The following is a 26,551-nucleotide window of genomic DNA, read 5'->3' as shown; positions in this document are numbered from 1 at the left end:
CATCCGCTACATCCGCTACAGCGCAGGTCAGGGGCCTGGTTCGTGTCGCGGATGGGTGGGATGTAGCGGATAGGTGGCGCTACGCCGTGCGGTCGGCGGTAGCGGCTTTGGGGGTGATGTAGCGGATGCCGGGAAGCTCTTCCGCTACAGATTCACCCCCGTTGACCTGCGGTGTAGCGGATGTAGCGGATGTAGCGGATTTCTCAGGGGGGAGGGGGCAGTAGCGCAGCCACGCGTCCGCGAGATCTTCCGCGTAGTAGCCCTTCGGCACGCCGTGCGCGGTGCGGATGGACCGGGGCCGGATCGGGGTGTTGTCGGGACGCACGTACTGGCTCAGGAGCTTGGACAGGCCCCGTGCGGTCAGTGCTTTGCCGTCGTCGGTCAGGTCGGCCCACGGGGCATCGTCAAGTCCGAAGAGGACTTCGAGGATGGCGGCGGTGGGCATGCGGTCGGCACCGCAGAACACGCGGTCGCGCAGGTCCGTCAGCAGGCGTACCCCGAGGGAGGCTTCGTCGCCGTCCGTCGCGGACTTGATAAGCGCGACGCAGGCGGCGCGGGCGCGTTCGGGCCAGTGCCCGCCGACCGCGTCGGCGACGGCGAGCAGGGGCTCCCACACGTCGGCAGGCCGGTCGGAGACTCCCTCGGGCATCTCGGGCCAGGCTTGGGCTACTTCGTCGTGGACGGTAGTGGCCCAGTCAGCGAGTTGGTCGCGCAGCGCGTGGCCCTGCTTCTCGTGGACACGCCGGCGGTAGGGCTCGGCCTTCTCGTTGGGGGCCTTCTTGCGCATGCGGATGATGACCGAGCGGGTCAGGATGGTGTCTGGCAGTGAGCCGAGTCCCGCCATGGCGACCGCGCAGAACGAGGAGAACCACTCGGTGTTTTGGTTCGAGCCGTCACCTACGCAGCGCAGGGACTTGGCGCCGCGCCGGTAGCCGGAGTTGAGGAAGCCGCGGACCTCTTCGTTGCCGCCTGCTTTGGGCCCGAAGACAGTGTCGATCTCGTCGAAGAGCAGTGTCGGGGTTCCGCCGTCGGCTTCTACGAGCCGGAACAGGGCGTTCGCGGACGCGTTGACGGTGGTGGCCGCGCGCGGGGTGAGGGTTTCCACGATCTCCAGCGCGCGGGACTTGCCCGACCCAGGTTCCGGGGAAAGGAACGCGAGGCGGGCGGTGCCGTCGAACGCGTCGATCAGGTGCGCGTGGGCGTCCCATAGGGTGACGGCGACGTATGCGGCTTCGGTGGGGAAGACGTTGAAGCGGCGGTGGAAGGCTTCCACCTCGTCCAGCAGCGCGGCCCCGTCGATGGTGGGGTTCATGCGGCGTTCCTCCCTTCGGAGTTACGTGTCGAGCGCGGGACGCGGGTAGCCGAGGTAAGAGCTGAAAGGACGCCCTGACGGGCGGCCTTCTTTCGGGCGCCCGCCCCCCACCCATCACGGGTGAGCGGAGCGTGCCGCGGCCCGTCGGGGGTGGAGATGAGGCAATCCAGGTGGGGGGAGCGGGTGGTGGCGGTGGTCATGCGGCCTCCCGCGGTGTGGCGTTGGCGAGGATCCACTCCGTGGCGCTGCGGATCGTTGTGCGGCACTCGGCAGCCGGCAGTCCCGTGGACTCCCCCGCCGCCTGGATTGCCTCTTCGACCGTGTGGCGGGGGATGTGTCCCCAGGCCACGAACCGGGCCACCTTGCATGTGCTGCGGTACAGCGTGCTGTTGCGGCCGTTCGGTCCGCCTTCGACCGCGGCGGCAATGACCGCGCACTCTCGCTCCAGCGCGGTACGTGCGGCTTTGGTGCCGTCTCGCACCGGAGCGAGTGCAGGCACAACCGTCGGCTTGGCAGGTTCCGTGAGTAGGGCGGCGAGCCAGGCGGGCAGCGTGGCGACCGGGGCCGCCTCAACCACCTCGTAGGCGCCATGGTCGGTCGTGCTGTTCGCTGCGACGACGTAGCCACCCCAGGCCCGGGTGTCGATGTGTGGAGCGAGCCGCTTGACGCTGCACTTCAACCGCGTTCCGGGCGGGGCGGTGAAGTACAGGTGGCGGCCCCCGCTGGGGGTCCGCACCTGGTAGGTGTACGGATGAGGCTGGCCGGCGCGCTCGCAGAGCGCCTTGAAGGAAATGGCGCCGTCAGGCGCTCCTTCTGGTTCTTCGGGTTTGGGCACGTCCAGGTCGACGACGAGCAGGCCGGCCGGTCCGGTCGCGATGCCCACGTTGTACGGTCGGTTCGCCCACGCGGTGTGGATCAACTCCGGGTTGGTGGTGGCGCGTTGCTCGGGGGTGCGGTGCCCGGCGGTGCAGCGGCCGGTGCGCGGGCAGTCTCGTTCGGGGTGTCCGGCGGGCCGCTTGGTGTTGGGGACCAGGGGGATGACGGGCCAGCCGCGTTCCGCGGACAGCAGGGCCGCGGCGAGCAGGTGCAGCGCTTCCAGCGCCACAGGCAAGGGTTCGGCCTTGGTGTTATCGCCCGGTGCGGGGCCGTGGGGTCGCCGGATGGGGAGGGGGTGGGTCATGCTGGGAGACCTCCACTGGTCTGTTGGACGGGTGGATGGGGGGCGGCCCGGATCATTGGCGTGTGAGGGGTCGCCCCTGCTGCGTCCGCAGAGCGCGGGCGAGATCATGGGGTTGTCAGTGGTGGCGGCTAGATTCGCGGCATGTCGAGTCTTGACCTTGCTCAGGGATCCACCACGACGCGCGCGGAGTTGGCGGAGGCGTACGGCGGTTCGCAGTACGGCGGCGGCATCGTGCCGGCCAATCAGTCGCACAACATCTTCGTCTTCTCCGACCCCGCGGCCGGAAAGGAGCACGACTACACCTTCGACGGTCGCGCGGATGACGATGAGTTCGGCGTCTTGTACCTGTACACCGGTGCGGGTCAGGGCACTGGAGATCAGCAGATGACCGACCGCAATCGGGCGTTGCTGAACCACGTGCAGGCAGGCCGTGACGTGCATCTGTTCGTCGCGGACGGCACGTTGGGTTTCAGTGCCACGACGATTCAGCGCTACATCGGCCAGGTCGTCGTCGACCCGGTGCAGCCGTATGAGGAGCGGTGGACGCAGGTCGACGGCGAGCCGGGGCGCCGGCTGTACGTGTTCCGGCTGCGGCCCGCTCCCGGGGTCACGCTCGCGCTGACCGCGAAGGACACGATGCAGGCGGCGCCGACGACCGAGGCGTTGCCCGTGCCGCCAGCCGCGGCAGAGCCGGCGAGCGCGTCAGCGACGCCGGTGGCGACCGAGCAGCACGGCACGGATGCCACCACCGCCGACGTCACGGGTGGCTTGCGCACCGTGTTTCGGCGGGAGGGTCGGCTGACCGCGGCGTTTGAGGCGCTGTTGGTCTCCCATGGGCACGTCGTGCACCGTTTTCAGATTCCGGTGGCGGGCGAGCGGGGAGCTCTGCTGACCGACCTGTATGACGCGACCGACAACGTGCTGTATGAGGCTAAGGGCAAGGCCAGTCGGGATCATGTGCGCATGGCGATTGGGCAGTTGCTCGACTACCGGCGCCATATCGACGTGCCCGACGGGTTGCGTCTGGCAGTCTTGCTGCCGGAGGAGCCTTCCGCGGACCTGCGGGACTTGCTGAATGTGGAGGGCATCGCATTGGTGACGCAGACGGCTGAGGGCGGGTTTGTGGGATTCCCGCTCCCAGCGGCCGGCGCCTAGGCTGACGCGTGCCTTGCCCCTCGTAGAGGAGCAGGGAGATGGGCCGGGGCGACCGCGTGTCTTTGGCGAGATCGGGCGGTCGCCCCGGGTGTAGCTAGAAGGGCGGTTCGGCGTCCGCTCCGCCGGCAGCCGGGGTGTTGGCCGTGGCCCATGGGTCGCCTCCGGCCGCGCCGTTGGCGGCGGCGGGCTTGGCGTTGATGCTCACGGTGGTGAAGCGGATGGATGCGCCGATGTCGTCGACTTCGACGGCGAGCATGGAGCGCTTCTCGCCCTGCTCGTTGGTCCAGTCGTGCTGGCGCATCCGCCCCGAGGCGACCACGCGCGAGCCCTTCTTGAGGCTGTCGGCGACGTGTTCGGCGAGCGTGCGCCAGGCAGCGCAGCGGTAGAAGGCGGTGGTGCCGTCCTTCCACGTGTTGGCGGTGCGGTCGAAGGTGCGCGGGGTGACGGCGATGGTGAACTTCGCGAGCGCGGCGCCGCCGTCGGTGAACTTCAGCTCGGGGTCGTCGGTCAGGTTGCCGACCAGGGTCACGGGGGTCTCTCCGAACGACATGCTTGTCTCCTGATCTCGCAGGGTTAGAAGGGCGGTTCGTTGCTGTAGCCGTGGGGGCCCCACGGGTCACGGCCGCGGCGGCGCAGTAGGCGGGGAAGGCGTGGCAGGGGGAGCAGGCGCCAGCGGTGGTTTTCGTTCCAGCACCCGCAGGGCTCCCAGTTGCTGCCGGCGTACTCGCCGTCGTCGTCGCCGTAGGGGTACTCGATACCGCCGTCTCCCTCACACTCGCGGCAGTCGGGGTGCGGGGTGTCGGTCAGGACCAGCCACCGACCGAGCCGGTGGGAGACCTGAATGCGCAGTCGGATCACGGGTGTTGGCCTTCCTGGGCTACTTCTTCGCGAAGAGCTTGAGCGTGATGCCGCCGGCGCCGATCGGTCCGGCGACGCCGGCGATGACGGTGGCGGTGTGCGCGGCGACGTCCATGAGCCAGCACAGCGCGGCGACCACACCCCAGGTGCCGAGCGTGGCAGCGCCGGCGATCGCGAGCGGGATGAGTAATTTCTGCCAGGGGAAGCTGGCCGGGGTGGTGTCGTGGATGACGATGACGACGGGTTGTCCGGTGGCTTGGGCGCGGTGGTAGACGTCGGCGGGGATGTGCGGGGCGAGGTGTCCGGGCGGATCCGTGCGGTGCATGTGGTGCTCCCTTCCGGCATGCCGGAATATGCGGGCGCCCGCCGGGAGGTGTTCCGGGCGGGCGCCTGCTGGTGACGGTGTGTGGTTGTAGTGGCTACCGGCTAGTGGCTACTGGCAACCCGGAAAGCCCTGTTGAAGCCTCTAGTGGCCAGTAGCGGGCTGTTCTATTGGCTAGTGGCAAGTTGTCACTAGCCAGTAGTCGGTAGCCGTGTGTGAGCGTCAGGCGTGGTCGGGGTGGACGTAGACCGAGTGCGGTCCGTTGTCCCGGTAGACCAACTCCCCACGCTCCGCGGCAGCCTTGAGTGCGTCGCGCACGGCCTGCCGACTCCGACGGACGTGATCGGCTACGGCGGACGGTTTCATGCCCGTCGGGCCGGCGTCGGCCAGCGCGGCGATCGCGTCCGGCAACCAATCCGGCCCCGCGCTCGGAACGTCCTCCGGGGCAGGCGCCTGCTCGTCGTCGTCGCGCAGCGCGGACAGGTTCAACCCCGGACGCTCACCGCGCGGGTGCTCCGGTTCGGGGGCGGTGGCAAAGCGCTCGTCGATCTCGCGCCTGAACGCATCCGCGAGTCGATCCACCTCCGACCCCGGGCCAACGACAGACGCGTCACTCGAACCATCGTGCAGGGCAGACAGGTTGAGTCCCTGCCGACCATTGTCGCTCCCGGTGCCGGTGCCGGTGCCGGTGCCGGGGGCGATGGTGGTGATGAGCGGGTGACCCATCCACGCGATGCGCCCGGCGTCCCAGCGGCGCGCGTACGCGTCGCCCGCGGCTACGGCGGACACGGCGTCGAGTACCGGATGCCGCTCACTGGTCGCGGCTACGATTTCGCGGATCTGGTGCGGGAGGATCCGCCACGTCTTGAACAACGCGGCCGGCGATTCGGGTGTTCCCATGAACCCCGCCCCCTTGTACGGGGCCTGCTCGACACGCAGACCGCGGGAGCCGGGGAACATCTTCGACAGATCCATGCCTTCCGTCTCGCCCCCGGTGAGCGCGACGCGCACCTTGGCCTCACGGCGGATCATGAGGTTGCCCAGCACGCTGCCGGTGGCTCCCAACGCGGTCAGGACAGTGCGGATGCCCATGGAGCGGGCGATGCGGATGACTTCCAAGATCTTGTCCGCGAGTTTGCGCATGCGCCGGTCGTTGCTGACCAGGATCTCCGCACCCTCGTCGATCAGGAGCTCAATCTGCGGGATCGCGGGACTGATCGGCAGCAAGTCGGTGTTGTTGCGGTGCATCAGATCTTGGTAGGCGGTCTTGCGATGCCGGGCCACGGCCAGCGCGGCGTCCAGCATCAGCAGGGCTTCCTCGTAGGTGGAAGCCAGCCAGTCCACCCCGGGTCGCATCGGGCGCTCGCCGGGGGCGGATTGGTGGGTGAGGGCGGGCAGGACCCAGGGCAGGCCGGCGGAGCCGGCGTTGAGGTCGATCACCCAGGGCAGCACGTCGGTGGCGCGGGCGAAGCCGGCCAGGATGATGTGGACCATGTTGGTCTTGCCCGATCCGGTCGGCCCGACCACGAGTGCGCACTGCTCGCGCAGGTAGGCGAGGATCTCGGCGGCGTTGGAGCGGTAGCCCCACGGGATGCCGGTGTGCACCGAAAGCGGCGTGTAGTCGGCGGGGTAAGTGCGCTCATCCATAAGCACGTTGACCGTGGCCACATCGATCAGCGCACGGCCCTGGTGGATACCGGGGCCGGCGGCGACGGTGCAGCCGTGCGGCAACTGCGCATCCGCGGACAGTGCCGCGGACCGCTTGCTGATCAGGTCGAAGGTGGCGCCGCCGGGCAGTTCCGCGTCGATGGTGAACCCGGTTCCCGCGGCCCACTTCTCAACGGCGAGCACCCGCAGCCGGATGCCACAGATCCGCTCGATCCGGGCCACCCACTCCTCTGCGGTCGCGCGGCGTTCCGCGGACAACTCCGCAGCTACCGCCTGCTGTTCAGCCGCGATCGCCTCTTCCTCGCGAGCCTCCTCGTACAGGTTCGTCGACCGAGTCGCAGTACCCATGCCGACACCGATCACAGCGAGGGAGCCGAGCGCCTGCCAGGTCAGCGGCCCATGCGTCATAGCCCACGTCGTCCAGCCCGCACCCACCAGCCACGAAGCGGCCCGCGCCGCGATCGTGCGGCCCGCGTTGCGCAGCCGGATGCCTGCGGCGGCATGCCCGAGCGCGCCAGCCGCACCCACCGCGAGTGCCCAACCGGGCGGCATGCCGGTAGCGGTGCCGGTAGTGGCCACGGCGAACATGCCGGTAGTAGCGGACAGGGCACCGGTCACGGGTCCGTGGCCGGCTGCCCAATCCCACACCGGACCACCCTGGGAAGCCTGAGCCTTCTTCGGCTTCGAGGTGCCGTTCGTGCTGTTGGTCTGCTTGTTCATGGTGGCCTCGGTGGCGGTCACGGGACGTTCCAGCCCTTCTCGGCGTCGGTGCCGTTGCGGGGGTCTTCGTGGCGGGCGATGTCCGCGGCGTGGACGTCGCGGAAGAGCGGCACGAGGGTTTCGCCGGAGTCGACCGCGTTCAGCAGGGTGCGGTGGATGTCGTCGAAGGCGTCGGCGACGCCCTTCTCGAAGGCGAATTCCTGGTCGGAGCGTTCGGCCAGGATGCGGAAGGTGTTGGCGACCGACAGCAGCGCGGTGGGCAGGTTGTCGATCATCGTGAGGATTTCCATGTTGCCGTCGGGCTCGTAGGTGCGGGCCGCGTTCTCCATCTCGGCCGCGGCCTCTTCGAACTTGAAACCAGACACGTGAATAGCCTCCTGACCAGGAATGACGGGAATGAGGTGGGTCGGGCGCTGCACGCGGTCGCCGATCTCGCCCGCGCCGGCCGCGTCGGCGGCGGCCTCCTCCGCGGCGCGGGTGGCCCGGGTCTGCTCGTCGCGGGCGGCCCGCTTCTCGCGCGCCGCTTGCACCAGGCGCCGGTACAGGCGCCTGCCGGGGTGCATCAGTGCTCGCCAGCCGAGTTTCCTGCCGAGCGGGGTGGTCAGGCAGCCCAGCACGCCGGCCGCGCCGCCCGCGAGCGCGGAGAGCAGGCGGCGGCCCTGGAAGCGGGCCGCGGACTTCAACAGCCCCCAGCGCGCCTTGCGCCGGGCGGGCGCCTTACGGACCTGATCGCGCTTCGCATCCACCTGACCAGCGGTGTTCCGGTCCCGCAGAGCGCGGGCCTTGTTGACCAGGGCGCGGGTGCCGGATGCTGCTTTGCCCGCAGCCCAGCCACCCGCCCGACCCAACCGGCCGCGCGAGGCAGCCGACTTGGCCGCACGGGTTGCGGTGCGGGCATCGCGGCGGGCGTCGGCAACAGCCCGACGTGCCGCGGTGGTCTGCTGGCGTGCCGCCGAACGGGACGGTGTTTGGGCCCGGTTGTTCTGACGCAGCGCGCGCACCTGTCCAAGACGCCCACCACCGCCACCATGACGGCTCGCGCCGGTCGATGCGGTGCCGGGGCGGGAGGCATGACGTCCGGCGTGACGGCCCGCCGCGCCACGACCGGAGCGCAGCCCCGATGCCAACGCACCTTTACCGCTACGGGACTTGGAGCCGATCCCGCGTCCGCGACCGCCGGCGAACAGGCCGGAAGCGCCACCGGTGCGGGATGCGGGCGAGCGGGTGGTGCGGCTTGCGCGGCTCTGCCGGTTGGAGCCGGCGGAACGCCGACTGCCCCTGCCTGTACCAGAGTTGCGGCGGCGGGCACGGAGGGCGGCGGTGGTGCCCAGGACGGCGGCGCCGCCCGCGGCCACAGCCAGTGCGATCGGTCCACCGCCGACCAGGGCGACGGCACCGACCGCGCCGACCGCACTGTTGGTGCCGGACAGGGCCAGCGGCAGGACGGGGATTCCGCCGGGGGTGTGCGCAAGGTCCGGGGGAACGGCCGCGGTGGTGGCCTGCTCGCCGGGCGGCAAGGGTCCTGGCGGGGGTGGGGTGGTAGCCGGCGGGGCTACCGGTTCGGTGGTCGTGTCGGTCATGCTGGGGGCACTCCTTTATGGGGAGGCAGGGCCCGGATGCGCGCTTTGGACGGCTGAGCGTCCGGGCCCTGCGTATGGGAAACGGGCTGGTCAGAGCTGGTTGGGTTCCAGCGAGAAGAACACGACCGTGGCGCCGCGGAGATATGGGTCGCCTGCGGTGACGTACTCGTAGATCTCGCGGTAGGCGTTCGCCCGGGTGCTGCCGGGCGGCGGGGTGTAGGTGCCGGTGCGGGTGGCCGAGGCCATTCCGGGCTTGTCCACGGACAACACCCAGAAATGCGTGTCCTGCCCGCGCTGTTGGCCGGCACCCGTCGGGTTGGCAGTGCTCACAGCGCGCTCCCCGAGCCGGCCATGTGGTCGGGGTGGGCGGCGGCGATCTCCTGCCAGTGCCGGTTTTCCGCGGCGGCCGTGTGGGTCAGGCGTACCTGGAAGTCGCAGCCGGCCGCGGCGCAGTGGTGGGTGGTCGTCGACCAGGCATCCACCACGCGGAAGAACAGACCGGAGAAGGTGGCCAGGCAGGACAAACAGCAGGCCAGCAACAGCGCGAGGGGCACGCCGTAGCCGGACAGGCGCACCCCGATCACGGCGGACAGGGCCACGCTCGCGGCGACGATCGCCGACAGCGCGAAGCGTCGGCGGTGGATGGATGAGGTGTTCACCAGGGAAGTTCCCTTCCAGAGAGCAGGACTTGAGACGTCGTGCTGAACCCCGGGCGGACGACTGTCTGTCTGCCGGGGTGTTGGTCAGCTCGCCGGGTCTGCTCCGGGTCTGCGAAGGTGCCGCTCGCCGGCGCTCACCGGGTCTGCTTCACTGGTGCGGTCGACTGCTCCGGCAGTCGCGACGAAGGCCAGCCCAATTGCCGTGGGCTGGCCTTCATTGATGTGTGCCGGATGTCGGTCAGGCTTCGGTTTCCTCGTGGGACATCAGCGAGCCCCACGCCTTGCGCACGCGCTGCTCGCCGCCGACGAAGCCAGCCTCGCGGAACGCGGCGACGGCCTGGCGGTAGGACAGCGGCGGGTCGTCCAGGTAGCGCAGGTGACGCAGCACGACAACGAGTTGCGCGTCCGTCAGCGGCTCCCCGAGCGCCGGCGTCGGCACCGCGGCTACGGCCGCCAACTCCTCCAGCGTCACGGGCGGTTCGACCGGCGGCGTCACGGGCGTGACGCGCGCCGGCGGAACGGCCGCGAGGACGGGCGTGACCTGCGTGCCTTCCTCCGTCACGGGGGGCGTGACACTGTCCTCGGTCGTGGCCGCGAGCGCGGCGGGTTGCGGGGTGGGCGTCACGGCCGTGACGGCGGGTGTGACGGGCAGGGCAAACATGCCCGCAAGCGCAGCGTCCGCGCCCGCCGTCATCCGCTCGCGCTGCACGTCGACCAGATGCGCCCCGAGCAGAGCGTCACCGGTGCCGACCTTCTTCGCGAGCTTCCACGACTCCAACTCCGAAGCCTTCCGGGCCTTGTTGTCGGGGTGGTTGGCGGCGCGGGCGCGGTGGTAGGCCAGGTGCTGCATGACCGCGGCGTTGCGGCGCTGCGCTTCGGCATCAACTCCGGTGCGAAACACCACGATCCGGCGGGCGAGCAGGCCCATGCCCTCCGCGGCCACGCACATGGCCATGGGGGTGAAGGCGAACACCACCGACTCCGTTCCGGTCGGCGCGATCACCGCGCCGGTCACGGAAGCCAGCGCGGGCAGCGTCCACAACCCGAGCCGCACGGCCGCGGGGGAAGACTGACCGAGCATGGTCAGCCCGACCAGGGTCAGCGCGAGAACGAGGGTGGCGCCCTCACCCGCGGCGACCACACCCAGCGCGGTCGCGGACCGGTGGAACACGGACGTGATGTTGGAGTAGGTACCCCACGCACCCAGGCCACCAAAGCCGACCATGGGCAACGCGGCAGCACCCAACACGAGTACCTGGCCCCAGCTCAGGGCCCTTTCCGGGGGATGCTTCACAACGTGCTCCTTCACAGGGAGATACCGCCCGACCAGGCCGGTCAGGCGGCGCACTGGTCCTCGGGATACGCGCACGGGACGCACACCCCCAGCGATATGGAGATGACGTATCCGGCGTCGGTGCGGCACTGCGGGCAGGTCCGCCGGGCGCGCATCGCGCACTCCAGCGCGCGGCGCTTCGCCGGCGTCATCGGCCGCACGGGCTTGGCCTTGTCGAGCCGGTAGAGGTAGGCGACCAGCGGCCCGCGCCGATACCGCGGCCGGAGCACCTGCCCCACGACCGGCTGACCACCGGGGCGCAAGCCACGGGCCCGTAACTGCCGTCTGGTGGCCAGCCCGTCAGGGGCGCATCGCCAGGGAAAGGTGGGGATGCCGTGCCGGGCACCGGTGGGGTCGATGCACTTGCCCCACGCGGCCATCAGGCCGACGCTCCGACCGGCTCAGGGACAGGAATGTGGCCGTAGCCGACCAACTCCAGCGTGGCGCCTCCGTACTCGGTCACCATGCGCAGGACGCGTGTTCGGCCCGCGCTCTGCGTCCCATGGGTGACCGCGTCCGGGGCGATGCCGAGCGCTTCGCGCCAGGACTCGAAGCCGGCCAAGTCGTCATGGAAGTCCAACTTCAGCCGGTCGGGCCAGATCGTGGTCACATGCACGGCCGGCGCCGGCAGGTGCCCGAAGTCGACAGCGAGCAGGCGCAATGCCCGCAGCGGCACGGACAGCTCGTCCAGCGTCAACGCGTCGCTCATGCCGCAACTCCCTTGCGTGCCGAACGGCGGGCGGGGCGGGCGAGTGGGACCACGTTGAACAGGTCCGGGTGGGTCTCGACAACCTGCGCGGCCAGGCGGACCAGGTCGTCGGGCAGGCTGCGGAACTCAGGGTCGGTGAGGATGTCGCGGGCCGCGTCCAGGCGGGCCGCTCGCTCCTCGGTACTCTCGCCGTCGACCCCGAGCCACAGCTCAACGGGGGTGCCCAGCGCCAGTTCCGCGAACTCCGATTCAGTGACGGCCTGATGGCCGGCAACGATGTACTTCACGGGGATCTCTCCTCACAGTGGAGCGGCCACAACACGTCCGGAGATGCCTCAACAGACGCGGGCCGCAGGAAGGGGAACCGCACCGCGCGGGTGCGGGTAGAACCTTCGAAGTGCTCATCAAACGAGCAGGCCACCGACGTTGAAGCCGGCGCCCTGCCCGCATGACGAGTGACGGGAAAGCCCGTCACTGTCGTCTCGCGGCTCCGTGTGCGCCTTGCTCCGCCTCCCTTGGCCGGCGCGTCGGTGACCGCGTCACTCAGTCGTCACTCGCTGAGTTGATCTCCCTGGAATGGCTACCTGTCATGGACCGGGTGCAGCCCAATCACCGGGGTCCCCGCTGATCCGGTTCCTGGGTCTACGCCCGAGGGTCAGACCAACGGCTTAGCCGATGACACCGATCAATCCGTGAAGACGACGGACTTCTACGTCTCCCGTGCCGCTCGAACCGCGTGTAAGCGGGTCCGGCGGGGTGGTTCGTGATGCAGTACCTGTTTTACAGGTACTGCATGGGGGGTCGTCAAGTGCGACGGCCGAACTTCTTGGCTTCGCACCGGAACTTGTTGGTGCACCATCAGAATCGGTGCAGGTCAGGGGAGTTGGTCACCCCATGCATGGACAGCTCAGGTTGATCTGGTTACCTTCAAGAGGTCCCTAGACGTCCCATCGGGGGTGGAGATGTCCAACGAGCGTCTGCGGTCGGCCCTCTTAGCGCAGAACATGACCATTCAGCAGCTCGCGGAAAAGATCGAGGTCAACCCGAAGACCGTCGAACGCTGGATCACGCAAGGCAAGGTCCCTTATCGGCGTCACCAGTACGCCACGGCGTCTGTGCTGAACGTCGACGTGACAACCCTGTGGGACGACACGCGATCGCTCGACAGTGCAACTGACCTGAGCAGAGCGGAGATCATCACGGTCTACCCGCATCGCCATGTCGTACCGACCGACCTGTGGCGGAAGATGTGCGAGCGTGCCCAGGAACGCATCGACATCCTTGTCTACGCAGGCATCGGACTTGCGGAAGACCCGCGCTTCATGTCGGTCCTGAAGGCGAAATCAAAGGGCGTCGCGATTCGCGTCTTGATGGGCGATCCTGCGTGCGAGGCCGTCATCCGGCGCGGCATCGACGAAGGCCACCGCATTATGGACGGCAAGATCCGCAACGCTCTGGTCAACTACAGCCCTCTGTTCACCAGCCACCCCGAGATCACGTTCCGTCTGCACGACACCGTGCTCTACAACTCGATCTACCGTGTGGATGACGAGATGCTCGTCAACACGCATGTGTACGGCATCGGTGCCTACCTGGCTCCGGTTCTGCACCTACGGCGACTCCCGGGGGCGGGGCTCTTCGACACCTTCGCCAATAGCGTGCAGCAGACCTGGGAAGGCGCAAGGCCAGTGACCGAACACGACATCACAGGAGCATGAGCCATGGGACGCATCGACTACCTTCACGACCCCGACGCTCCGTCAGCCAACTCGGTGGTGCCCTCCGTCGTGGCGTTCGTGCAGAACGATGCGGGACAGGTACTGATGATCCAGCGGTCGGACAACGGTCGTTGGGCCCTGCCCGGCGGTGGCCACGACGTAGGCGAGTCCATCAGTGACACCGTGGTGCGCGAGGTCTGGGAAGAGACGGGCGTCAAGGCCGAAGTCGTCGACATGTCCGGGATCTACACCGACCCGGGTCACGTGATGCAGTACGACGACGGCGAGGTGCGCCAGCAGTTCAGTATCTGCTTCCGCGCGCGGCCGGTCGGCGGTGAACTCCGGACGAGCAACGAGACGACTCAGGTCCGCTGGGTCGACCCGGCAGACCTGACGACGTTGGACGTGCACCCAACGATGCGGCTCCGAATCGAGCACGCCATGGACCGGACGCGACTGACCCCCTACATCGGCTGACGTTTGGCGGCGCCGACGCGTTCAAGCACGCGCGATGTGCATGCCAAGATCTCGGGTTCGGCCCGGCGGATGAACTGCCCGATCAAGCTCTCTGGCCCGTACCGCCCGGCGATCTCGTTGATCCGATCGATCGGGTTCGTGGGCGTGCCGTCCGGCGTGGTGTTCATGTCGCAGTAGCAGAGCGCATCGTTCAGGTGCGCACTCTCGCGGGGGAATTCGCCCTCCAACTCCTCACGCATGCCGCGGGCTTCCGCCTCCAACCATGCGCAGGAGTGGTGAGCGACCAGGTTGATGACCCGCTCGTCGGCGCCAGCCACGTCCCGGAGGTATCGAGCCCCGTCCAGCGGGTGGAAGCCCGTCTTCGCCAGGTCCGGGGCATAGCCGATGTCGTGCAGCACCGCCGCGGCCTCCAACAGGTCCGCGTCCTGGTCAAGAACGAGCGCGATCGTACGCGCCCTCTCGGCCACTCCGAGGCAGTGGTTCCAGCGCCGCGGAAGCGGCTCGGCGAGCAGCGACTCAGCCAGGGGATAGGCCCACTCCGTCAACGTCGGCAAGCTACGAACGCTCCTCTCGCGTCGGCACAGTACGGACAGTCCGCACCTTGCCCTGTCCGCCACCCGCCAGCACGCCGGCGGTCTCCAACTTCTCCAGCGCTTTGGTCACCGTGGGTCGTGAAACCCCGAACCGATTGGCCAGAGTGGAAGCGCTCGGGAAAGCTTCCCCTACTTCGAGTTCCTCAGCCTTGATGATGTCGGCGATCCGCTCATCGAGCGGGCGCCGGTCGACCCGTGCTCCCGAGCGCACGACGCGCCAGCACTCACCCGGTGACGGTTCGGCCATGCCTTCCTGCCGCAGCACGCCGAACGCGCGGAGCGCAACCCCGCGTGAGACCTTGTGAACACGCATGACTTCAGCCAGGGACGGGAGCTCCGTCAGGTTGGGGTCGTCCTCGATCTGCCTCTTTACCGCGTCGGCAATCTTCAGGAAGGTTCCCCGAGGGTTGGCCTGCTGCGACACTCGCTCTCCCTCTTCGCTTGCCCGTTGTCACCTCCAAGACTCCCACGAGTCGCGATTGCTGCGGAGGGCCCGGACTAGGCCGCTCACTCCGGAGAACCTGGCACTCAGACCACCGTTCGCAGCGCTCACGCCGTAGAACCCCTGGGGCCTCCCAGGCGGTCGCCTTGGCTGGAGGTGCCTACCGGCTGGCAGGAACGGGGCTCACTTACCCAGTCGTCTTTGGCGCGGGCATGAGTGGATCTTGGCATCAACCATGAGGACCTCCCGTGAAGTCGTGCGCGACTGCGTTTAGGCCTGAGATGATTAGGGCGGATCCTTCCCGCGACCGAAAGCGCTGGTGTTCTTGAATGAATAATTTGGCTACTGAGACATTTGATTATGACGTCGCACTCTCTTATGCCGCAGAAGATCGCAAATATGTCCAGGCTATCGCTGAGATGCTCAAGGAAAAGGGAGTTCAGATCTTCTATGATGAGTTCGCTACTGTCGACCTGTGGGGGCGCGATCTATACGTCGTCTTGGATGAGGTGTATCGGAAGCGTGCGCGATTTGTCATCGTATTCGTTTCTTTCCACTATGTCAGTAAACCATGGACGCGGCATGAGCGTATGAGTGCACAGGCGCGCGCATTTACCGAAGAGGACCCGTACTTCCTTCCTGTGAGGCTCGATGACAGTGAACTGCCCGGATTGCGGCCCACTATTGGCTACATCGACGCTCGAAGTACCTCGCAAGAGCAGCTAGTCGCCCTGGTTAGACAGAAGGTTTCTGGCGCACCCGGGGCGACAAACCCGGAACCAAAGATTCTCCGTGTTCCGCGCACCCCTGATCAACAAAGAGAGCTTCTCGCTCAGCGTCCCCCCGGCTGGGAGTATCTTTTCTACGCCGGTGTTCTTTGGCAGCGTCGAAACGCCCTTGAAGCAAAGTGGCGAGACCATGAATTGGGGTATGGGACCCGTACAGGCCGACACTATGACCTCAGTCAAGTTTTTATGTTCCTCCAGAACTCCCTAGACGACCTCGCAGCAGGCCCCAAGAACATCCTCAAGGTGCTTACTCCCGAAGCGCAACTGCGTGCTTTTGGAGCCATGGGAGAACCTGGGAATGCTGAACTGATCGAGCATATCGCCACTCGCTTGGTAGGGATGTACGAGCAGATGATGGATGTCGCCTCGACGCTTCGGGGCGCGGGTGTCCCAGAAGAGCTGAGAGAAGTCGTGGAAGCCACAGCCAGGCTGGCAGACCAACCTCTGCAAGAGATTCGAGACTTCATCGACCGATTCGTGGCAGAAGCAGACCCTATTCCCGAGCGGCTCGCCGAGGGGCAACATCTGGAGATCGAAATGAGCCTAACCATGACAATTGATCCGGAAGCGCTAGAGCGCCAATCCAATGAAATGGATATAGCTAGGGTGCGCCTTGGGTTGTAGGGTCAACCGGATAGGGTGAAGGTCGCTCGCTTTAACGCCGGCCAGCTGACCTGTGCCTAAGCATGGGCAGTTGCGAACTTTCCCATCCACACCCAGGAGTAGAGAATGAGCGCTGTAAACCCCAATCCAGACGCTACAATCACTGAGCTTCTTCAGATCGGCCACTGATCGGGTGACGTGGCTGAGGTGTCGGTCTCAGTCAGCGCGCTCAATGCTGCTGGTCACCCGTACGTCAACGACAGACCTACCTTCCCTCTCCCGGGGCGCAGTTGAAGAAGCTCACTGATCAACAGGTGAAGCATCTAGAATTCATTCAGGCAATTGTTACCAGGCTTGGAAATGGTTCATTCTTGATTAAAGGGTGGACTCTGACTGCGGCGGGGGTATTTTTCGCCGTACTGTCCAAGGATCTTAGCTGGAAGGTGGCTGTTACAGGGTTCCTGCCCATTATAGGTTTTTGGCTACTTGATAGCTACTATCTGCGGCAAGAGCGGCTCTTCAGAAAACTTTATGATGCAGTTCGCCTACCCGGATCAACCGTCCAGCCATTTTCCATGAATGTCGGCAGCTATCACTCATCCGTTCCGTGGATGGATGTAGTCAAATCCCACACGATGCGTAATTTCTACGGAACCCTCGCGTTGGTGAATCTCGTCTTTCTGGTCGGCAGTGTCGTTAAAGATCGAGCCTGGTTTTAATGCGGAATGTGCTTCCCCTGCCACTGTGGGTAGTGGCAGGGGAACGGCTCTCATCTTTGCCGGTCGGAAATTGCAGTCTCAACCCAGGTGGGAATATTTTGCGTGATGTATCGGTATACATCTTTGCTGTCAATGTATGGAGGATCGTAAGTTTTAACTAGCGAAGAAAGTCTGCCTCCGTTAGTCAGCGGGATGCTAGCGAATGGGTTGGCCCCCTTCGGTGACTGAAGCTGGGCCAGGTTCTTCAAGCGGTGAATGTGGATTCCGAAGACTGCCTTTCTGTCGTTCCATGCTTTCTCGATCTCATAATTAATCCACTTTCGACCGGCGGTCTCCGACCCAATCATGATGATTGCAACGGACTTGCCGTAGAGTTGACCGTCAATCCATTGCCTGATGGCAGCATCGCCACCCCGCTTCACTTTCTCCCAATCGTTATCTGAAACTTCTTCGTTTCCTTCGATAACCCCAGCATTCCGAATCTGTGCAACTCGGTGACTGTCCCGAACATAGTGGAAGCTGTAAAATGCCTTGCGACTCATTTTTTCACTTTCGCGGTATAATGGTTTGTTGTATTTTGCGCGGCTCAAGATTTGATATCCTGAGAGGGGTGCATGGTCATGGATGCTGAAGATTCAGCTGAGTGTTCTTTTTGTCTGATTGCTCAGGGGCGCTCCGAGGCTGAAGTGGTTTTTGAATCCTCGGAAAATGTCGCATTCCTTCCGCTCAATCCGGCAACATTGGGTCATACGTTGGTAGTGCCAAGAAAACATGTGCGGGATCTGTGGGATCTCGAATCCGGATCAGCGAAAAGTCTTATGGAGTCGACTCTTCGGGTTGCTCATGGCCTTCGCATCGCCCTGAAGCCTCAAGGTTTGAATCTGATTAATTCCTCCGGATCCGCTGCTACTCAGACCGTCTTTCACTTGCACATGCATCTGGTTCCCCGATGGGATGGCGACAGAGTCGGAGACATCTGGCCCCCGAAGCGGCCTCTGGCAGATGCTGCGCGCGAGCAGCTGGCCAGCGAGGTGCGCGAAGGGGTGGAGGTGGCCGTACGGCTCAACCTGCCGTCGTGAACAGCTTGGCAGGCTGCATGGTCAGCATCCTGACATTTTCGGAAGTTACTGGGCATTAATATGTATGCCCCGCCTGCGCGAAGGTCTGTTGATAGAGCGAAGGGGGACGACGACTACTGAGGCTGCCGCCCTAGGGCCTTCACGTGAGCGAGTGCGTCAGGCGAACAGTGAGCTTCTTCAGATCGGCCACTGATCGGGTGACGTGGCTGAGGTGTCGGTCTCAGTCAGCGCGCTCAATGCTGCTGGTCACCCGTACGTCAACGACAGACCTACCTTCCCTCTCCCGGGGCGCAGTTGAAGAAGCTCAGTGCTCCGCGACCGCAGATTTCCAAGATCAGGACGAGATGTGGACGAGGCAGTCCCGCTCGGCACACAGACACAACTAAGCCGCAGGTCAGAGAGACTAAAGAGTGGTGATCTTGGGGGTACTGTAAATCTGCCGGCTCAGCCTTCCCAGGTTCGAATCCTGGCGCCGCCACACGGGAAAAAGACCCCCTCCGAACTGCGGGAACGCAGAATGGAGGGGGTCTTTGCGTGCTCCGCCAGCTGCGCCGGAACGGGCGACTCGGCAGGCGGTCCGGGGGAGGAGACGGTAACCAGCAAGCCCGGTACGTGTACCGCACGCAGAGGGGCCGCAGGGCGGCCTCGTCACCAGCTGCTACTGAGCTCGCCTCGGGCGCGCGCACGCGCAACGCGCCCCCGCGCGAGGCACACTGACACCATGTCCACTCCCCGCAGACGCTGCCCCGAATGCCGGCGCGAGATCGCCGTGGTCGCCGGACGGTTCGCACGGCACGACCCGCCCGGCGCGCGCGAAACCGGGGACCTGGTCTCGTGCCCCGGCTCGCGCCGCCAGACGCAACTCGGCGCCGCGCAGCCGTCCTTGGACGGCTACACCGTCCCCGACTTCCCCGGCCAGCTCCCGCTCTTCTAACGGCTGGCCGTCGGTCTCAGTTCCCCGCCACCGACTTGACCGCCACCGACACCGGCGTCGAGCCACTCACCAGTTCCAGAATCAGGCCCGCCGTCGCGACGCTGTCCACCAACTCCGCCAGTACGGCGGCCACGTCGTCGCGTGGCACCGAGCCGCGGCCCGTCCTGGCCTCCAGGCGTACGAGCCCGGTGCCGGCGTCGTTCGTGAGTGCCCCGGGGCGCAGGATCGTCGAGTCCAGCGCGTTCAGGCCCTGCACGTACGCGTCCGCCGCGCCCTTCGCGCGCAGGTACACGTCGAAGATGCCGTCCCCTTGATGCGCGGGATCGGCGCCCATCGAGGAGACGACCACGTGTCGTCGTACGCCCGCCTTGACCGCCGCGTCCGCGAACAGGACCGCCGCGCCCTTGTCCACCGTGTCCTTGCGGGCGGCGTCGCTGCCCGGGCCCGCGCCCGCCGCGAAGACCGCCGCGTCGGCGCCCCGCAGTTTCTCCGCGACCTCTTCCACAGAGGCCGACTCAAGGTCCAGGACCACCGGTTCGGCACCGGCCTCCCGCAGGTCGTCGCCCTGTTCGGGACGGCGGATGATTCCCGCGACCTCGTCTCCGCGCGCGGCGAGCAGGCGCTCCAGCCGCAACGCGATCTGACCATGACCACCAGCGATGACAATGCGCATGTCTTCGACCGTACGCCCGGACGGCCGCATCCGCCGCACGACTTGAGCCACGCCTCAGGGGCGCACGCGGAAGCATCCGTAAGCGGCTCGCGCGCCGGAGGCGTGCACTACCCGCTCGTACACCCAGTCCACCTCCCGGCGCGCGCTCCACACCGCCGCACCCGCCCCTCTCACGACACCTCGCCCCGCCCCTGTCGGGGCAACCCCAGTTCCGCGGCCGCCGCCGAGTTGCAGTACTCGCGTACCGCGCTGGTGCGTGCCACCACGCGCCCCCGGTGTACGACGATGCGGCTGTACGCCAGGGAGAGGGCGCCGGGGAGTCGGTCGCCGCGGACGGCGAGGAGTTCGGCGGGGAAGCCGGCCTCGACGCGGACCTCGGGCAGGCCGAGGGCGGTGCGGGCGGAGCAGCTCACGGCGTCGTAGGCGTCCTCGGGGCGTAGGCCGTAGCGGGAGGCCAGGAGGTAGGCCGCCTCCAGGGGGTCGCCGCGGCCCACCGGGTTCGACAGGTCGCGCAGGGCGCCGCTGCCCGCGGCGACGCGCACGCCGGCCGAACGCAGCAGCCGTACCGGAGCCGTGTCGCGGCGGTCGACGGCGGCGCAGCCGCCCTGAGGCAGGCACACCACGGTCACGCCGGCCGTGGCGAGTCCGTCGGCGATGCGCGGGGCCGCGTCGGCGGGCAGGCGGTCCAGGCCGCCGCACGGTCCGAGGCTCACGCCGGTGCGCAGTCCGCCGGCCATCGCGGCGAGGCGGGCGAGGCGGGCCGGGTCGGCGGCGTCGGTGTGCAGGTCGACGGGGCAGCCGTGCTCGGAGGCGACCTCAAGGACCGCCTCCACATAGCCCGTTGGGTCGGGGTCCAGATCGGGACAGCCGCCCACGACGGAGGCGCCCATCTTCAACGCGTCCCGGAGCATCGCGAGCCCGTCCGCGCCGGCCACGCCGGTCAGCAGCCGCGGCATGGCGACCGCCGTCAGTTCCGTCAGACCGCGCAGCGAACGCCGTGCCTGCAGCACCGCGGCCAGCGCGCCGAGCCCCTGGACGTCACCCACGCGCACGTGTGCCCGTACCGCGGTCGCCCCGTGCCCGAGTTGCAGCAGGGCCGCCTCGGTCGCCCGGCGCTGGACGTCCTCGGGGGCGACGGAGGCCGGGCCGTCGCCGTCGGCCGACAGGGCGGTGTCCCCGTGGGCGTGCGGTTCGGCCGGGGCCGGCAGCAGCAGATAGCCGCTGAGGTCCACGCGTGCGCCGGAGCCCCGAGCGGCGTCCGTTGCCAGGCTGCCGGCCGTACCGACCGCCTCGATGCGCCCGCCGCCCAGCCGTACGTCCACCGTCCGGCCGTCGGTCAGCCGCGCCCCGCACAGCAGCAGGGAGGCCGAGTCGCCCTGTCCCGGCGAGCCCGAGGGACCCGAGGAACCGGAGGAGGAAGAGGAGGAGGACGACGAGTGGGGCGGCTGCGGCTGGCTGTCGGGCATCGCGCTCCAGGGGCTCGGGGCTGCGCGGACTCGGGCACTGCGGACCGGGGAGGCAAGATCACGCAGAGTGAGTCGAGCCTAGGGCGGTGATCCGCCCGCGTCGGGGAGGAGCGCAATAGTCGTACCGGTGTGGTCCGACGGGCCGGAGGGGCTCCGGAGGCCGCTGGGAGAGCGGCGGGATGGGCCTGTATGAGGGCCACGAAACGGATTTGGGTGAACGGCTGCCGAGCGTGTAATGTCTTCATCGCTCGCCCCAATAGCTCAGTCGGTAGAGCGTCTCCATGGTAAGGAGAAGGTCTACGGTTCGATTCCGTATTGGGGCTCTGGTGTGAAAGGTTCCCGTCGCGAGACGGGAACTGATCGCATCACAGCGGTGTAGCTCAGTCGGTAGAGCAAGCGGCTCATAATCGCTGTGTCACCGGTTCAAGTCCGGTCACCGCTACTGACAGTAGCCGATTGCGGGGTCGGTCCTTCGATCGGCTACTCTGTTATGCGTTCATAGTCCTATCCGTTCGTCAAGGAGCACTCCTGTGGCTGCCACCGACGTCCGCCCGAAGATCACGCTGGCCTGCGTGGAGTGCAAGGAGCGGAACTACATCACCAAGAAGAACCGGCGTAACAACCCGGACCGACTGGAGATGAAGAAGCACTGCCCGCGTTGCAACGCGCACACCGCGCACCGCGAAACGCGATAAATCAGGCTCGTACACGAGGCCGCCCCCGCAGTCGGGGGGCGGCCTCGTGTCGTTATCGGCCCCGGTTACCGACCGGTTCAGACAACAGGAGGTGCCGAGCCATGACGCTCGACCAGTCCTTCGTGGGGCGGACCTATCCGCCCACCGACCCGTACGAGGTGGGCCGGGAGAAGATCCGTGAGTTCGCGGTCGCGGTAGGAGACGCCAACCCGGCGTACACGGACCCGGAGGCCGCCAAGGCGCTCGGTCACCCCGATGTGATCGCCCCGCCGACCTTTGTGTTCGCGATCACCTTCAAGGCCGCGGGTCAGGTCATCGAGGACCCCCAACTGGGCCTGGACTACAGCCGGGTCGTGCACGGCGACCAGAAGTTCGTCTACGCCCGTCCGGTGCGGGCCGGTGACCGGCTCACCGTCACCTCGACCATCGACGCCATCAAGTCCATGGCCGGCAACGACATCGTGGACATCCGCGGCGAGGTCCACGACGAGGCGGGCGAGCACGTCGTGACCGCCCTGACGAAGCTGGTCGCCCGCGCGGCAGAGGAGGCGTGACGATGACGGCGAAGATCGCTTACGACGACGTCGAGGTCGGCACCGAACTGCCCGCCCAGAGCTTTCCCGTGACCCGTGCGGCGCTCGTCCAGTACGCGGGCGCGTCCGGGGACTTCAACCCGATCCACTGGAACGAGAAGTTCGCCAAGGAGGTCGGGCTGCCGGACGTGATCGCGCACGGCATGTTCACCATGGCCGAGGCGATCCGCGTGGTCACCGACTGGACCGGAGACCCGGGCGCGGTCGTCGAGTACGGCGTCCGCTTCACCAAGCCGGTCATCGTCCCGAACGACGACCAGGGCGCCGTCATCGAAGTCAGCGGCAAGGTCGCCGCCAAGCTCGACGACAACACGGTCCGCGTGGACCTCACGGCGACCAGCGCCGGCCAGAAGGTGCTGGGCATGTCCAGGGCGGTCGTACGCCTGGGCTGAGGCACGCACGCGTGGCGCGCGGTAAGGGGCGCACTCCATTGAGGGCGCCTCTTACGGACCTCGCCCACCGCCGACACCTCACGCCCGCCCCGTACCCCTCGCCCGAATCCATCCCGCATCCACACTTGACGTAGTTAGTGATTGAGCACTAACTTCGTCACATGGTCAGGATGAGCGCAGAAGAGAGGCGCGAGAGCGTCATTCGCGCGGCGACCGCCGAGTTCGCCCGCGGTGGGTACTACGGCACGTCGACCGAGGCGATCGCCAAGCGTGTCGGCGTCTCGCAGCCGTATCTCTTCCGGCTCTTCCCGGGCAAGAAGGCGATGTTCCTCGCGGTGTGCCAGCGGTGTGTGGAGGACACGATCCGCACGTTCGAGGAGGCCGCCGAGGGGCTGGAGGGTGAAGAGGCCCTGCAGGCCATGGGAGAGACGTACCGCAAGGTCATCGCGGAGCGGCCGGAGCGGCTGCTGATGCAGATGCAGATGTACATCACCGTGGCCGCCGCCGAGCAGGCCGGTGACCTCGAACTCGGCGAGGAGGTGCGGGCGGGCTGGTCGCGGCTGTGGGACACGCTGCGCCTGTCGTTCGGTGCCGACATCGATGAGACGACGTCGTTCTTGGCGTACGGGATGCTCATCAACTGCCTGGTGGCCATGGGTTTTCCACCTGGGCATCGGGTCTGGGAGGGCTTCGGTCCGGAGGCGCGGCTCAGGAGCCGGCCGGGCGCGCAGGTCACCCAGAGCGAATAGTTCACGCAAGTGCGGGAGAGGCGCCGCCACCGCCTTTTCATGTCCGCGAAAGTTAGTAATCAATAACTAATCACGTGGACTCAACCTAAGCGACTGATCACTCTCTGGGGGAGCGATGTCAGAGCAGACAGCACGTCGCGGGGGAACCGTCTGGGCCCTCGTCATCACCAGCGTCGCCGGATTCATGGCGGCCCTCGACAACCTCGTGGTCACCACCGCACTGCCCTCCATCCGTAAGGATCTCGGCGGCGCGCTGGGCGACCTCGAATGGACCGTGAGCGCCTATACGCTCACCTTCGCCGTGCTCCTGATGTTCGGCGCGGCGCTCGGCGACCGGTTCGGCCGCCGCCGGATGTTCCTCGTCGGCATCAGCGTCTTCACCGTCGCGTCCGCCGCGGCGGCCATGGCCACCGGAATCGACAGCCTGATCGCGGCCCGCGCGGTCCAGGGCGTGGGCGCGGCGATCATGATGCCGCTGACCCTCACCCTCCTGACCGCGGCCGTACCGGCGGCGAAGCGCGGAATGGCGTTCGGCATCTGGGGCGCGGTCAACGGTCTCGCAGTGGCGTCCGGCCCCCTCATCGGCGGCAGCCTCACCGAGCACATCTCCTGGCACTGGATCTTCTGGCTGAACGTTCCGCTCGGCATCGCGCTGCTGCCCCTGGCCCGCCTGCGTCTCGCCGAGTCCTTCGGCACCGGTGCGCCGCTGGACGTGCCCGGCACGGTGCTCGCCAGCGGCGGCCTGTTCGGGATCGTCTACGGCCTGGTCCGTGGCCCGTCCGACGGCTGGAGCAGCCCTCTGGTCCTGACCGGCCTGTTCGCCGGATCGGCACTGCTCGTAGCCTTCGTCCTCTACAGCGTCCGCGCCAAGAACCCCATGCTCCCGATGCGGCTGTTCCGCTCGCGTGCTTTCGCCGGCATCAACGCGGCGAGCCTGTTGATGTTCCTCGGGATGTTCGGGTCGATCTTCCTGCTCAGCCAGTACATGCAGGGCGTCCTCGGCTACTCGCCCACCGAGGCGGGTCTGCGGATGCTGCCCTGGACCGGCATGCCGATGCTGGTCGCCCCCATCGCCGGCATCCTCTCCGACCGCATCGGCGGCCGCCCCGTCGTCGCCACGGGCCTCTTCCTCCAGGCCGCCGGCCTCGCCTGGATGGCGTCAGTGGTCACCCCCGACGCCTCCTACGCCGTCCAGTTGCCGGGCCTGATCATCAGCGGCATCGGCATGGCCCTGTACTTCGCCCCGGCGGCCAACCTGGTCATGTCCAGCGTCCTGCCCAAGGAACAGGGCATCGCCTCCGGTGCGAACAACGCCCTGCGCGAGGTCGGCGGCGCGCTCGGCATCGCCATCATGGCGTCGATCTTCGCCTCCCAGGGCGGCTACGAGTCCGGCCAGACCTTCGTCGACGGCCTGCAGCCGGCGCTCGTCACTGGCGCGGCGGTTGTGGCTCTCGCCGGTATCGCGGCCCTGGCCATCCCGACGAGGCGCTCCGAGAAGGCTGCGGAGTCGTCACCGACGGAGGACCAGACCCCGGCCCTGGAGTCGATCGCAGGCTGACATCCCTCAACGAAACGGCCCCGCCCGGAAGGGCGGGGCCGTTTCCGCGTGCCCTTAGACAGAGGCTGAGGCCGGGTCGGCAGCGCAGCCCGGCACTGACAGGGCGCCGCCTGCCGCTGGGACGGGTGCCGCACCAGCGGCAGGCCTGCCTGGAGGCCGGGGATGGGCGACCGCCCGCAGCTCCAGACGCCACCGGCACGCGCTCGTAGCGGAAAGTGGACGTGCCGGGGACGACACCCGCACCCGCCCACGGCGAGAAGGGGCCGGGGCGGGGGGGTGTCCGCCCGCAGTGTCCGGTGTCAAGGCACGGCACATCCAAAACCCCATGTGCCACCGGACCGAGGACGGACACCCCCCGCCCCGGCCCCGACCCACACCGCCAAGCGAAGGCGCTACGCGCACCCCCACCCATCCCGCACAGGCGCCGCAGGCACCCGACCCCTACCCGCCGCCCCACCCCGCCGCAGACACCCCCCGTCAGTCCCGTCTCGTACTCTTGAGCGCGTGCTGGAACTTCACGACGCCCCCCTCGCCCCGCTGACCACCTTTCGGTTGGGTGGTCCCGCTGATCGGCTGGTCACCGCGACGAGTGACGCCGAGGTGATCGACGCTGTCCGGGAGGCCGATGACAGCGGGACGCCGTTGTTGGTGATCGGTGGGGGTTCGAATCTGGTGATCGGCGACAAGGGGTTCGCCGGGACCGCGCTCGTCGTCGCCACCAAGGGGTTCGCGCTCGACGGCACTCGGCTGGAGCTCGCCGCCGGTGAGGTGTGGAGCGACGCGGTCGCCCGTACCGTCGAGGCCGGGCTCGCCGGGATCGAGTGTCTGGCCGGTATTCCGGGGTCGGCGGGTGCGACGCCGATTCAGAACGTAGGGGCGTACGGACAGGAAGTGTCGTCCACGATCAGCGAAGTGGTCGCGTACGACCGGCACGCGCGCGAGACGGTCACCGTCCCGAGCGCCGAGTGCGCCTTCTCCTACCGCCACAGCCGCTTCAAGGCCGACCCCGAGCGCTACGTCGTCCTGCGCGTCCGCTTCGACCTGGAGGACGCGGAAGGGCTCTCCGCGCCGATCAAGTACGCCGAGACCGCCCGCGCACTCGGCGTAGAGCCCGGTGACCGCGTCCCGCTGGCGGCCGCCCGCGAGACCGTCCTCAAGCTGCGCTCCGGCAAGGGCATGGTCCTGGACCCCGAGGACCACGACACCTGGTCGGCAGGTTCCTTCTTCACCAACCCGATCCTCACCGACGAGGAGTTCGCCGCGTTCCACGCACGCGTGCGCGAGCACCTCGGCGACGGCGCGGAACCGCCCGCGTACCCGGCGGGGGAGGGCCACACCAAGACCTCCGCGGCCTGGCTGATCGACAAGGCGGGCTTCACCAAGGGCTACGGCACCGGCCCCGCCCGCATCTCCACCAAGCACACCCTCGCCCTCACCAACCGCGGCGCCGCCACCACGGAGGACCTGCTCGACCTCGCGCGCGAGGTCGTCGCCGGCGTCCGAGACACCTTCGGCATCACGCTGGTCAACGAACCGGTGACGGTCGGCGTGACCCTCTAGAGAACTCGCCCAGCCT

31 protein-coding genes and 2 tRNA genes are annotated in these 26,551 nt (G+C 67.5%); 15 read left to right on the top strand and 18 right to left on the bottom strand.

Annotated features, from left to right (window positions below; all coding sequences use genetic code 11):
• Nucleotides 1-79: 79 nt before the first annotated feature.
• Together M2283_RS24635 and M2283_RS24630 are read right to left on the bottom strand one after the other, a co-directional pair.
• Complete coding sequence (locus M2283_RS24635; protein ID WP_280878512.1) at nt 80-1,312, bottom strand: DUF3631 domain-containing protein; 1,233 nt, start codon at nt 1,310-1,312, stop codon at nt 80-82.
• A 196-nt stretch (nt 1,313-1,508) separates the two neighbouring features.
• The gene (locus M2283_RS24630) at nt 1,509-2,492 is read right to left on the bottom strand and encodes a bifunctional DNA primase/polymerase (protein WP_280878511.1); all 984 of its coding nucleotides are present in this window, start codon (nt 2,490-2,492) and stop codon (nt 1,509-1,511) included.
• Between the two features lie 141 nt (nt 2,493-2,633).
• Between M2283_RS24630 and M2283_RS24625 the strand changes: the two genes are divergently transcribed.
• On the top strand, nt 2,634-3,647 hold the full coding sequence (locus M2283_RS24625) for a hypothetical protein (protein WP_280878510.1): 1,014 nt from the start codon (nt 2,634-2,636) through the stop codon (nt 3,645-3,647).
• 94 nt (nt 3,648-3,741) lie between these two features.
• On the opposite strand, the gene ssb is transcribed toward M2283_RS24625, so the two are convergent.
• The 11 genes from ssb to M2283_RS24570 all read right to left on the bottom strand — a co-directional run bounded on the left by ssb (nt 3,742) and on the right by M2283_RS24570 (nt 11,783).
• Nucleotides 3,742-4,197 carry a single-stranded DNA-binding protein gene (gene ssb, locus M2283_RS24620; protein WP_280878509.1) on the bottom strand — a complete coding sequence of 152 codons (456 nt, stop codon included), beginning with the start codon at nt 4,195-4,197 and terminating at the stop codon, nt 3,742-3,744.
• Nucleotides 4,198-4,220: 23 nt separating this feature from the next.
• A complete protein-coding gene (locus tag M2283_RS24615; protein WP_280878508.1) occupies nt 4,221-4,505 on the bottom strand; it encodes a hypothetical protein in 285 nt (94 codons plus the stop codon).
• Nucleotides 4,506-4,524: 19 nt separating this feature from the next.
• Nucleotides 4,525-4,830, bottom strand: coding sequence for a hypothetical protein (locus tag M2283_RS24610; protein ID WP_280878507.1), 306 nt, complete (start codon nt 4,828-4,830; stop codon nt 4,525-4,527).
• A 219-nt stretch (nt 4,831-5,049) separates the two neighbouring features.
• Nucleotides 5,050-7,215 carry a hypothetical protein gene (locus M2283_RS24605; RefSeq protein WP_280878731.1) on the bottom strand — a complete coding sequence of 722 codons (2,166 nt, stop codon included), beginning with the start codon at nt 7,213-7,215 and terminating at the stop codon, nt 5,050-5,052.
• Nucleotides 7,216-7,232: 17 nt separating this feature from the next.
• Nucleotides 7,233-8,795 (bottom strand): hypothetical protein, encoded by a 1,563-nt coding sequence (locus M2283_RS24600; RefSeq protein ID WP_280878506.1) that lies wholly within the window; start codon nt 8,793-8,795, stop codon nt 7,233-7,235.
• A gap of 90 nt (nt 8,796-8,885) precedes the next feature.
• Nucleotides 8,886-9,125 carry a hypothetical protein gene (locus M2283_RS24595; RefSeq protein WP_280878505.1) on the bottom strand — a complete coding sequence of 80 codons (240 nt, stop codon included), beginning with the start codon at nt 9,123-9,125 and terminating at the stop codon, nt 8,886-8,888.
• A complete protein-coding gene (locus M2283_RS24590) occupies nt 9,122-9,454 on the bottom strand; it encodes a hypothetical protein (RefSeq protein ID WP_280878504.1) in 333 nt (110 codons plus the stop codon). Before M2283_RS24590 ends, M2283_RS24595 begins: the two co-directional genes overlap by 4 nt.
• 238 nt (nt 9,455-9,692) lie before the next feature.
• Nucleotides 9,693-10,748 (bottom strand): hypothetical protein, encoded by a 1,056-nt coding sequence (locus M2283_RS24585; RefSeq protein ID WP_280878503.1) that lies wholly within the window; start codon nt 10,746-10,748, stop codon nt 9,693-9,695.
• Nucleotides 10,749-10,789: 41 nt separating this feature from the next.
• The gene (locus M2283_RS24580) at nt 10,790-11,167 is read right to left on the bottom strand and encodes an RRQRL motif-containing zinc-binding protein (RefSeq protein WP_280878502.1); all 378 of its coding nucleotides are present in this window, start codon (nt 11,165-11,167) and stop codon (nt 10,790-10,792) included.
• On the bottom strand, nt 11,167-11,496 hold the full coding sequence (locus M2283_RS24575) for a hypothetical protein (protein WP_280878501.1): 330 nt from the start codon (nt 11,494-11,496) through the stop codon (nt 11,167-11,169). The genes M2283_RS24580 and M2283_RS24575 overlap by 1 nt, the downstream gene beginning before the upstream one ends.
• Nucleotides 11,493-11,783 carry a hypothetical protein gene (locus M2283_RS24570; protein ID WP_280878500.1) on the bottom strand — a complete coding sequence of 97 codons (291 nt, stop codon included), beginning with the start codon at nt 11,781-11,783 and terminating at the stop codon, nt 11,493-11,495. The genes M2283_RS24575 and M2283_RS24570 overlap by 4 nt, the downstream gene beginning before the upstream one ends.
• Nucleotides 11,784-12,458: 675 nt before the next feature.
• Between M2283_RS24570 and M2283_RS24565 the strand changes: the two genes are divergently transcribed.
• Together M2283_RS24565 and M2283_RS24560 are read left to right on the top strand one after the other, a co-directional pair.
• Nucleotides 12,459-13,214, top strand: a complete 756-nt coding sequence (locus M2283_RS24565) for a helix-turn-helix domain-containing protein (protein WP_280878499.1) — start codon at nt 12,459-12,461, stop codon at nt 13,212-13,214.
• 3 nt (nt 13,215-13,217) lie between these two features.
• Entirely contained in the window at nt 13,218-13,691 is a 474-nt protein-coding gene (locus M2283_RS24560) for an NUDIX domain-containing protein (protein ID WP_280878498.1), read from the top strand.
• Here the strand turns inward: M2283_RS24560 and M2283_RS24555 are convergent.
• Both M2283_RS24555 and M2283_RS24550 read right to left on the bottom strand, forming a co-directional pair.
• A complete protein-coding gene (locus tag M2283_RS24555) occupies nt 13,679-14,245 on the bottom strand; it encodes an HD domain-containing protein (protein ID WP_280878497.1) in 567 nt (188 codons plus the stop codon). The genes M2283_RS24560 and M2283_RS24555 overlap by 13 nt on opposite strands.
• Before the next feature lies 1 nt (nt 14,246).
• A complete protein-coding gene (locus M2283_RS24550; RefSeq protein ID WP_280878496.1) occupies nt 14,247-14,708 on the bottom strand; it encodes a GntR family transcriptional regulator in 462 nt (153 codons plus the stop codon).
• 347 nt (nt 14,709-15,055) lie between these two features.
• On the opposite strand from M2283_RS24550, the gene M2283_RS24545 reads away from it, so the two are divergent.
• Entirely contained in the window at nt 15,056-16,138 is a 1,083-nt protein-coding gene (locus tag M2283_RS24545) for a toll/interleukin-1 receptor domain-containing protein (protein ID WP_280878495.1), read from the top strand.
• 269 nt (nt 16,139-16,407) lie between these two features.
• Nucleotides 16,408-16,836, top strand: a complete 429-nt coding sequence (locus M2283_RS24540) for a hypothetical protein (protein WP_280878494.1) — start codon at nt 16,408-16,410, stop codon at nt 16,834-16,836.
• 50 nt (nt 16,837-16,886) lie between these two features.
• On the opposite strand, the gene M2283_RS24535 is transcribed toward M2283_RS24540, so the two are convergent.
• Complete coding sequence (locus M2283_RS24535) at nt 16,887-17,426, bottom strand: TIR domain-containing protein (protein ID WP_280878493.1); 540 nt, start codon at nt 17,424-17,426, stop codon at nt 16,887-16,889.
• Nucleotides 17,427-17,456: 30 nt separating this feature from the next.
• Here M2283_RS24535 and M2283_RS24530 point away from each other — a divergent pair, with 30 nt between their 5' ends.
• Nucleotides 17,457-17,915 carry an HIT family protein gene (locus M2283_RS24530; protein ID WP_280878492.1) on the top strand — a complete coding sequence of 153 codons (459 nt, stop codon included), beginning with the start codon at nt 17,457-17,459 and terminating at the stop codon, nt 17,913-17,915.
• Between the two features lie 721 nt (nt 17,916-18,636).
• On the top strand, nt 18,637-18,849 hold the full coding sequence (locus M2283_RS24525) for a hypothetical protein (protein WP_280878491.1): 213 nt from the start codon (nt 18,637-18,639) through the stop codon (nt 18,847-18,849).
• A gap of 16 nt (nt 18,850-18,865) precedes the next feature.
• On the opposite strand, the gene M2283_RS24520 is transcribed toward M2283_RS24525, so the two are convergent.
• Nucleotides 18,866-19,522 (bottom strand): NAD(P)H-binding protein, encoded by a 657-nt coding sequence (locus tag M2283_RS24520; RefSeq protein WP_280878490.1) that lies wholly within the window; start codon nt 19,520-19,522, stop codon nt 18,866-18,868.
• A gap of 170 nt (nt 19,523-19,692) precedes the next feature.
• Nucleotides 19,693-20,988 carry an amidohydrolase family protein gene (locus M2283_RS24515; protein WP_280878489.1) on the bottom strand — a complete coding sequence of 432 codons (1,296 nt, stop codon included), beginning with the start codon at nt 20,986-20,988 and terminating at the stop codon, nt 19,693-19,695.
• A gap of 250 nt (nt 20,989-21,238) precedes the next feature.
• Between M2283_RS24515 and M2283_RS24510 the strand changes: the two genes are divergently transcribed.
• The 8 genes from M2283_RS24510 to M2283_RS24475 all read left to right on the top strand — a co-directional run bounded on the left by M2283_RS24510 (nt 21,239) and on the right by M2283_RS24475 (nt 26,535).
• A tRNA-Thr gene (locus M2283_RS24510) sits at nt 21,239-21,311 on the top strand.
• Nucleotides 21,312-21,357: 46 nt separating this feature from the next.
• Nucleotides 21,358-21,430 (top strand) — tRNA-Met (locus tag M2283_RS24505).
• Between the two features lie 88 nt (nt 21,431-21,518).
• Nucleotides 21,519-21,683: a 50S ribosomal protein L33 gene (gene rpmG, locus M2283_RS24500; RefSeq protein ID WP_003948671.1), complete on the top strand. Its 165-nt coding sequence runs from the start codon at nt 21,519-21,521 to the stop codon at nt 21,681-21,683.
• Nucleotides 21,684-21,784: 101 nt separating this feature from the next.
• Nucleotides 21,785-22,237: a MaoC family dehydratase N-terminal domain-containing protein gene (locus M2283_RS24495; protein ID WP_280878488.1), complete on the top strand. Its 453-nt coding sequence runs from the start codon at nt 21,785-21,787 to the stop codon at nt 22,235-22,237.
• 2 nt (nt 22,238-22,239) lie between these two features.
• On the top strand, nt 22,240-22,668 hold the full coding sequence (locus M2283_RS24490) for a MaoC family dehydratase (RefSeq protein ID WP_280878487.1): 429 nt from the start codon (nt 22,240-22,242) through the stop codon (nt 22,666-22,668).
• A gap of 161 nt (nt 22,669-22,829) precedes the next feature.
• On the top strand, nt 22,830-23,417 hold the full coding sequence (locus M2283_RS24485) for a TetR/AcrR family transcriptional regulator (protein WP_280878486.1): 588 nt from the start codon (nt 22,830-22,832) through the stop codon (nt 23,415-23,417).
• Between the two features lie 115 nt (nt 23,418-23,532).
• Nucleotides 23,533-24,975: an MFS transporter gene (locus M2283_RS24480; RefSeq protein ID WP_280878485.1), complete on the top strand. Its 1,443-nt coding sequence runs from the start codon at nt 23,533-23,535 to the stop codon at nt 24,973-24,975.
• A gap of 504 nt (nt 24,976-25,479) precedes the next feature.
• Nucleotides 25,480-26,535 carry a UDP-N-acetylmuramate dehydrogenase gene (locus M2283_RS24475; RefSeq protein WP_280878484.1) on the top strand — a complete coding sequence of 352 codons (1,056 nt, stop codon included), beginning with the start codon at nt 25,480-25,482 and terminating at the stop codon, nt 26,533-26,535.
• Nucleotides 26,536-26,551: the final 16 nt, after the last annotated feature.

Source organism: Streptomyces pseudovenezuelae, from assembly GCF_029892565.1.
GTDB classification, from domain to species: Bacteria; Actinomycetota; Actinomycetes; order Streptomycetales; family Streptomycetaceae; genus Streptomyces; species Streptomyces pseudovenezuelae_A.
The sequence above is the reverse complement of the archived record's forward strand: the minus strand, read 5'-3'. Positions and strand labels throughout refer to the sequence as shown.

Bases quoted from the DNA above. Each gene is read 5' to 3' on its own strand.
- M2283_RS24490 (WP_280878487.1), top strand. From the start codon at position 22,240: ATGACGGCGAAGATCGCTTACGACGACGTCGAGGTCGGCACCGAACTG.
- M2283_RS24610 (WP_280878507.1), bottom strand. From the start codon at position 4,830: ATGCACCGCACGGATCCGCCCGGACACCTCGCCCCGCACATCCCCGCC.
- M2283_RS24575 (WP_280878501.1), bottom strand. From the start codon at position 11,496: ATGAGCGACGCGTTGACGCTGGACGAGCTGTCCGTGCCGCTGCGGGCA.
- M2283_RS24520 (WP_280878490.1), bottom strand. From the start codon at position 19,522: ATGCGCATTGTCATCGCTGGTGGTCATGGTCAGATCGCGTTGCGGCTG.
- M2283_RS24565 (WP_280878499.1), top strand. From the start codon at position 12,459: ATGTCCAACGAGCGTCTGCGGTCGGCCCTCTTAGCGCAGAACATGACC.
- M2283_RS24630 (WP_280878511.1), bottom strand. From the start codon at position 2,492: ATGACCCACCCCCTCCCCATCCGGCGACCCCACGGCCCCGCACCGGGC.
- ssb (WP_280878509.1), bottom strand. From the start codon at position 4,197: ATGTCGTTCGGAGAGACCCCCGTGACCCTGGTCGGCAACCTGACCGAC.
- M2283_RS24605 (WP_280878731.1), bottom strand. From the start codon at position 7,215: ATGAACAAGCAGACCAACAGCACGAACGGCACCTCGAAGCCGAAGAAG.
- M2283_RS24625 (WP_280878510.1), top strand. From the start codon at position 2,634: ATGTCGAGTCTTGACCTTGCTCAGGGATCCACCACGACGCGCGCGGAG.
- M2283_RS24560 (WP_280878498.1), top strand. From the start codon at position 13,218: ATGGGACGCATCGACTACCTTCACGACCCCGACGCTCCGTCAGCCAAC.
- M2283_RS24485 (WP_280878486.1), top strand. From the start codon at position 22,830: ATGGTCAGGATGAGCGCAGAAGAGAGGCGCGAGAGCGTCATTCGCGCG.
- M2283_RS24545 (WP_280878495.1), top strand. From the start codon at position 15,056: ATGAATAATTTGGCTACTGAGACATTTGATTATGACGTCGCACTCTCT.
- M2283_RS24635 (WP_280878512.1), bottom strand. From the start codon at position 1,312: ATGAACCCCACCATCGACGGGGCCGCGCTGCTGGACGAGGTGGAAGCC.
- M2283_RS24480 (WP_280878485.1), top strand. From the start codon at position 23,533: ATGTCAGAGCAGACAGCACGTCGCGGGGGAACCGTCTGGGCCCTCGTC.
- M2283_RS24600 (WP_280878506.1), bottom strand. From the start codon at position 8,795: ATGACCGACACGACCACCGAACCGGTAGCCCCGCCGGCTACCACCCCA.
- M2283_RS24515 (WP_280878489.1), bottom strand. From the start codon at position 20,988: ATGCCCGACAGCCAGCCGCAGCCGCCCCACTCGTCGTCCTCCTCCTCT.
- M2283_RS24525 (WP_280878491.1), top strand. From the start codon at position 18,637: ATGTCCACTCCCCGCAGACGCTGCCCCGAATGCCGGCGCGAGATCGCC.
- M2283_RS24530 (WP_280878492.1), top strand. From the start codon at position 17,457: ATGGATGCTGAAGATTCAGCTGAGTGTTCTTTTTGTCTGATTGCTCAG.
- M2283_RS24495 (WP_280878488.1), top strand. From the start codon at position 21,785: ATGACGCTCGACCAGTCCTTCGTGGGGCGGACCTATCCGCCCACCGAC.
- M2283_RS24580 (WP_280878502.1), bottom strand. From the start codon at position 11,167: ATGGCCGCGTGGGGCAAGTGCATCGACCCCACCGGTGCCCGGCACGGC.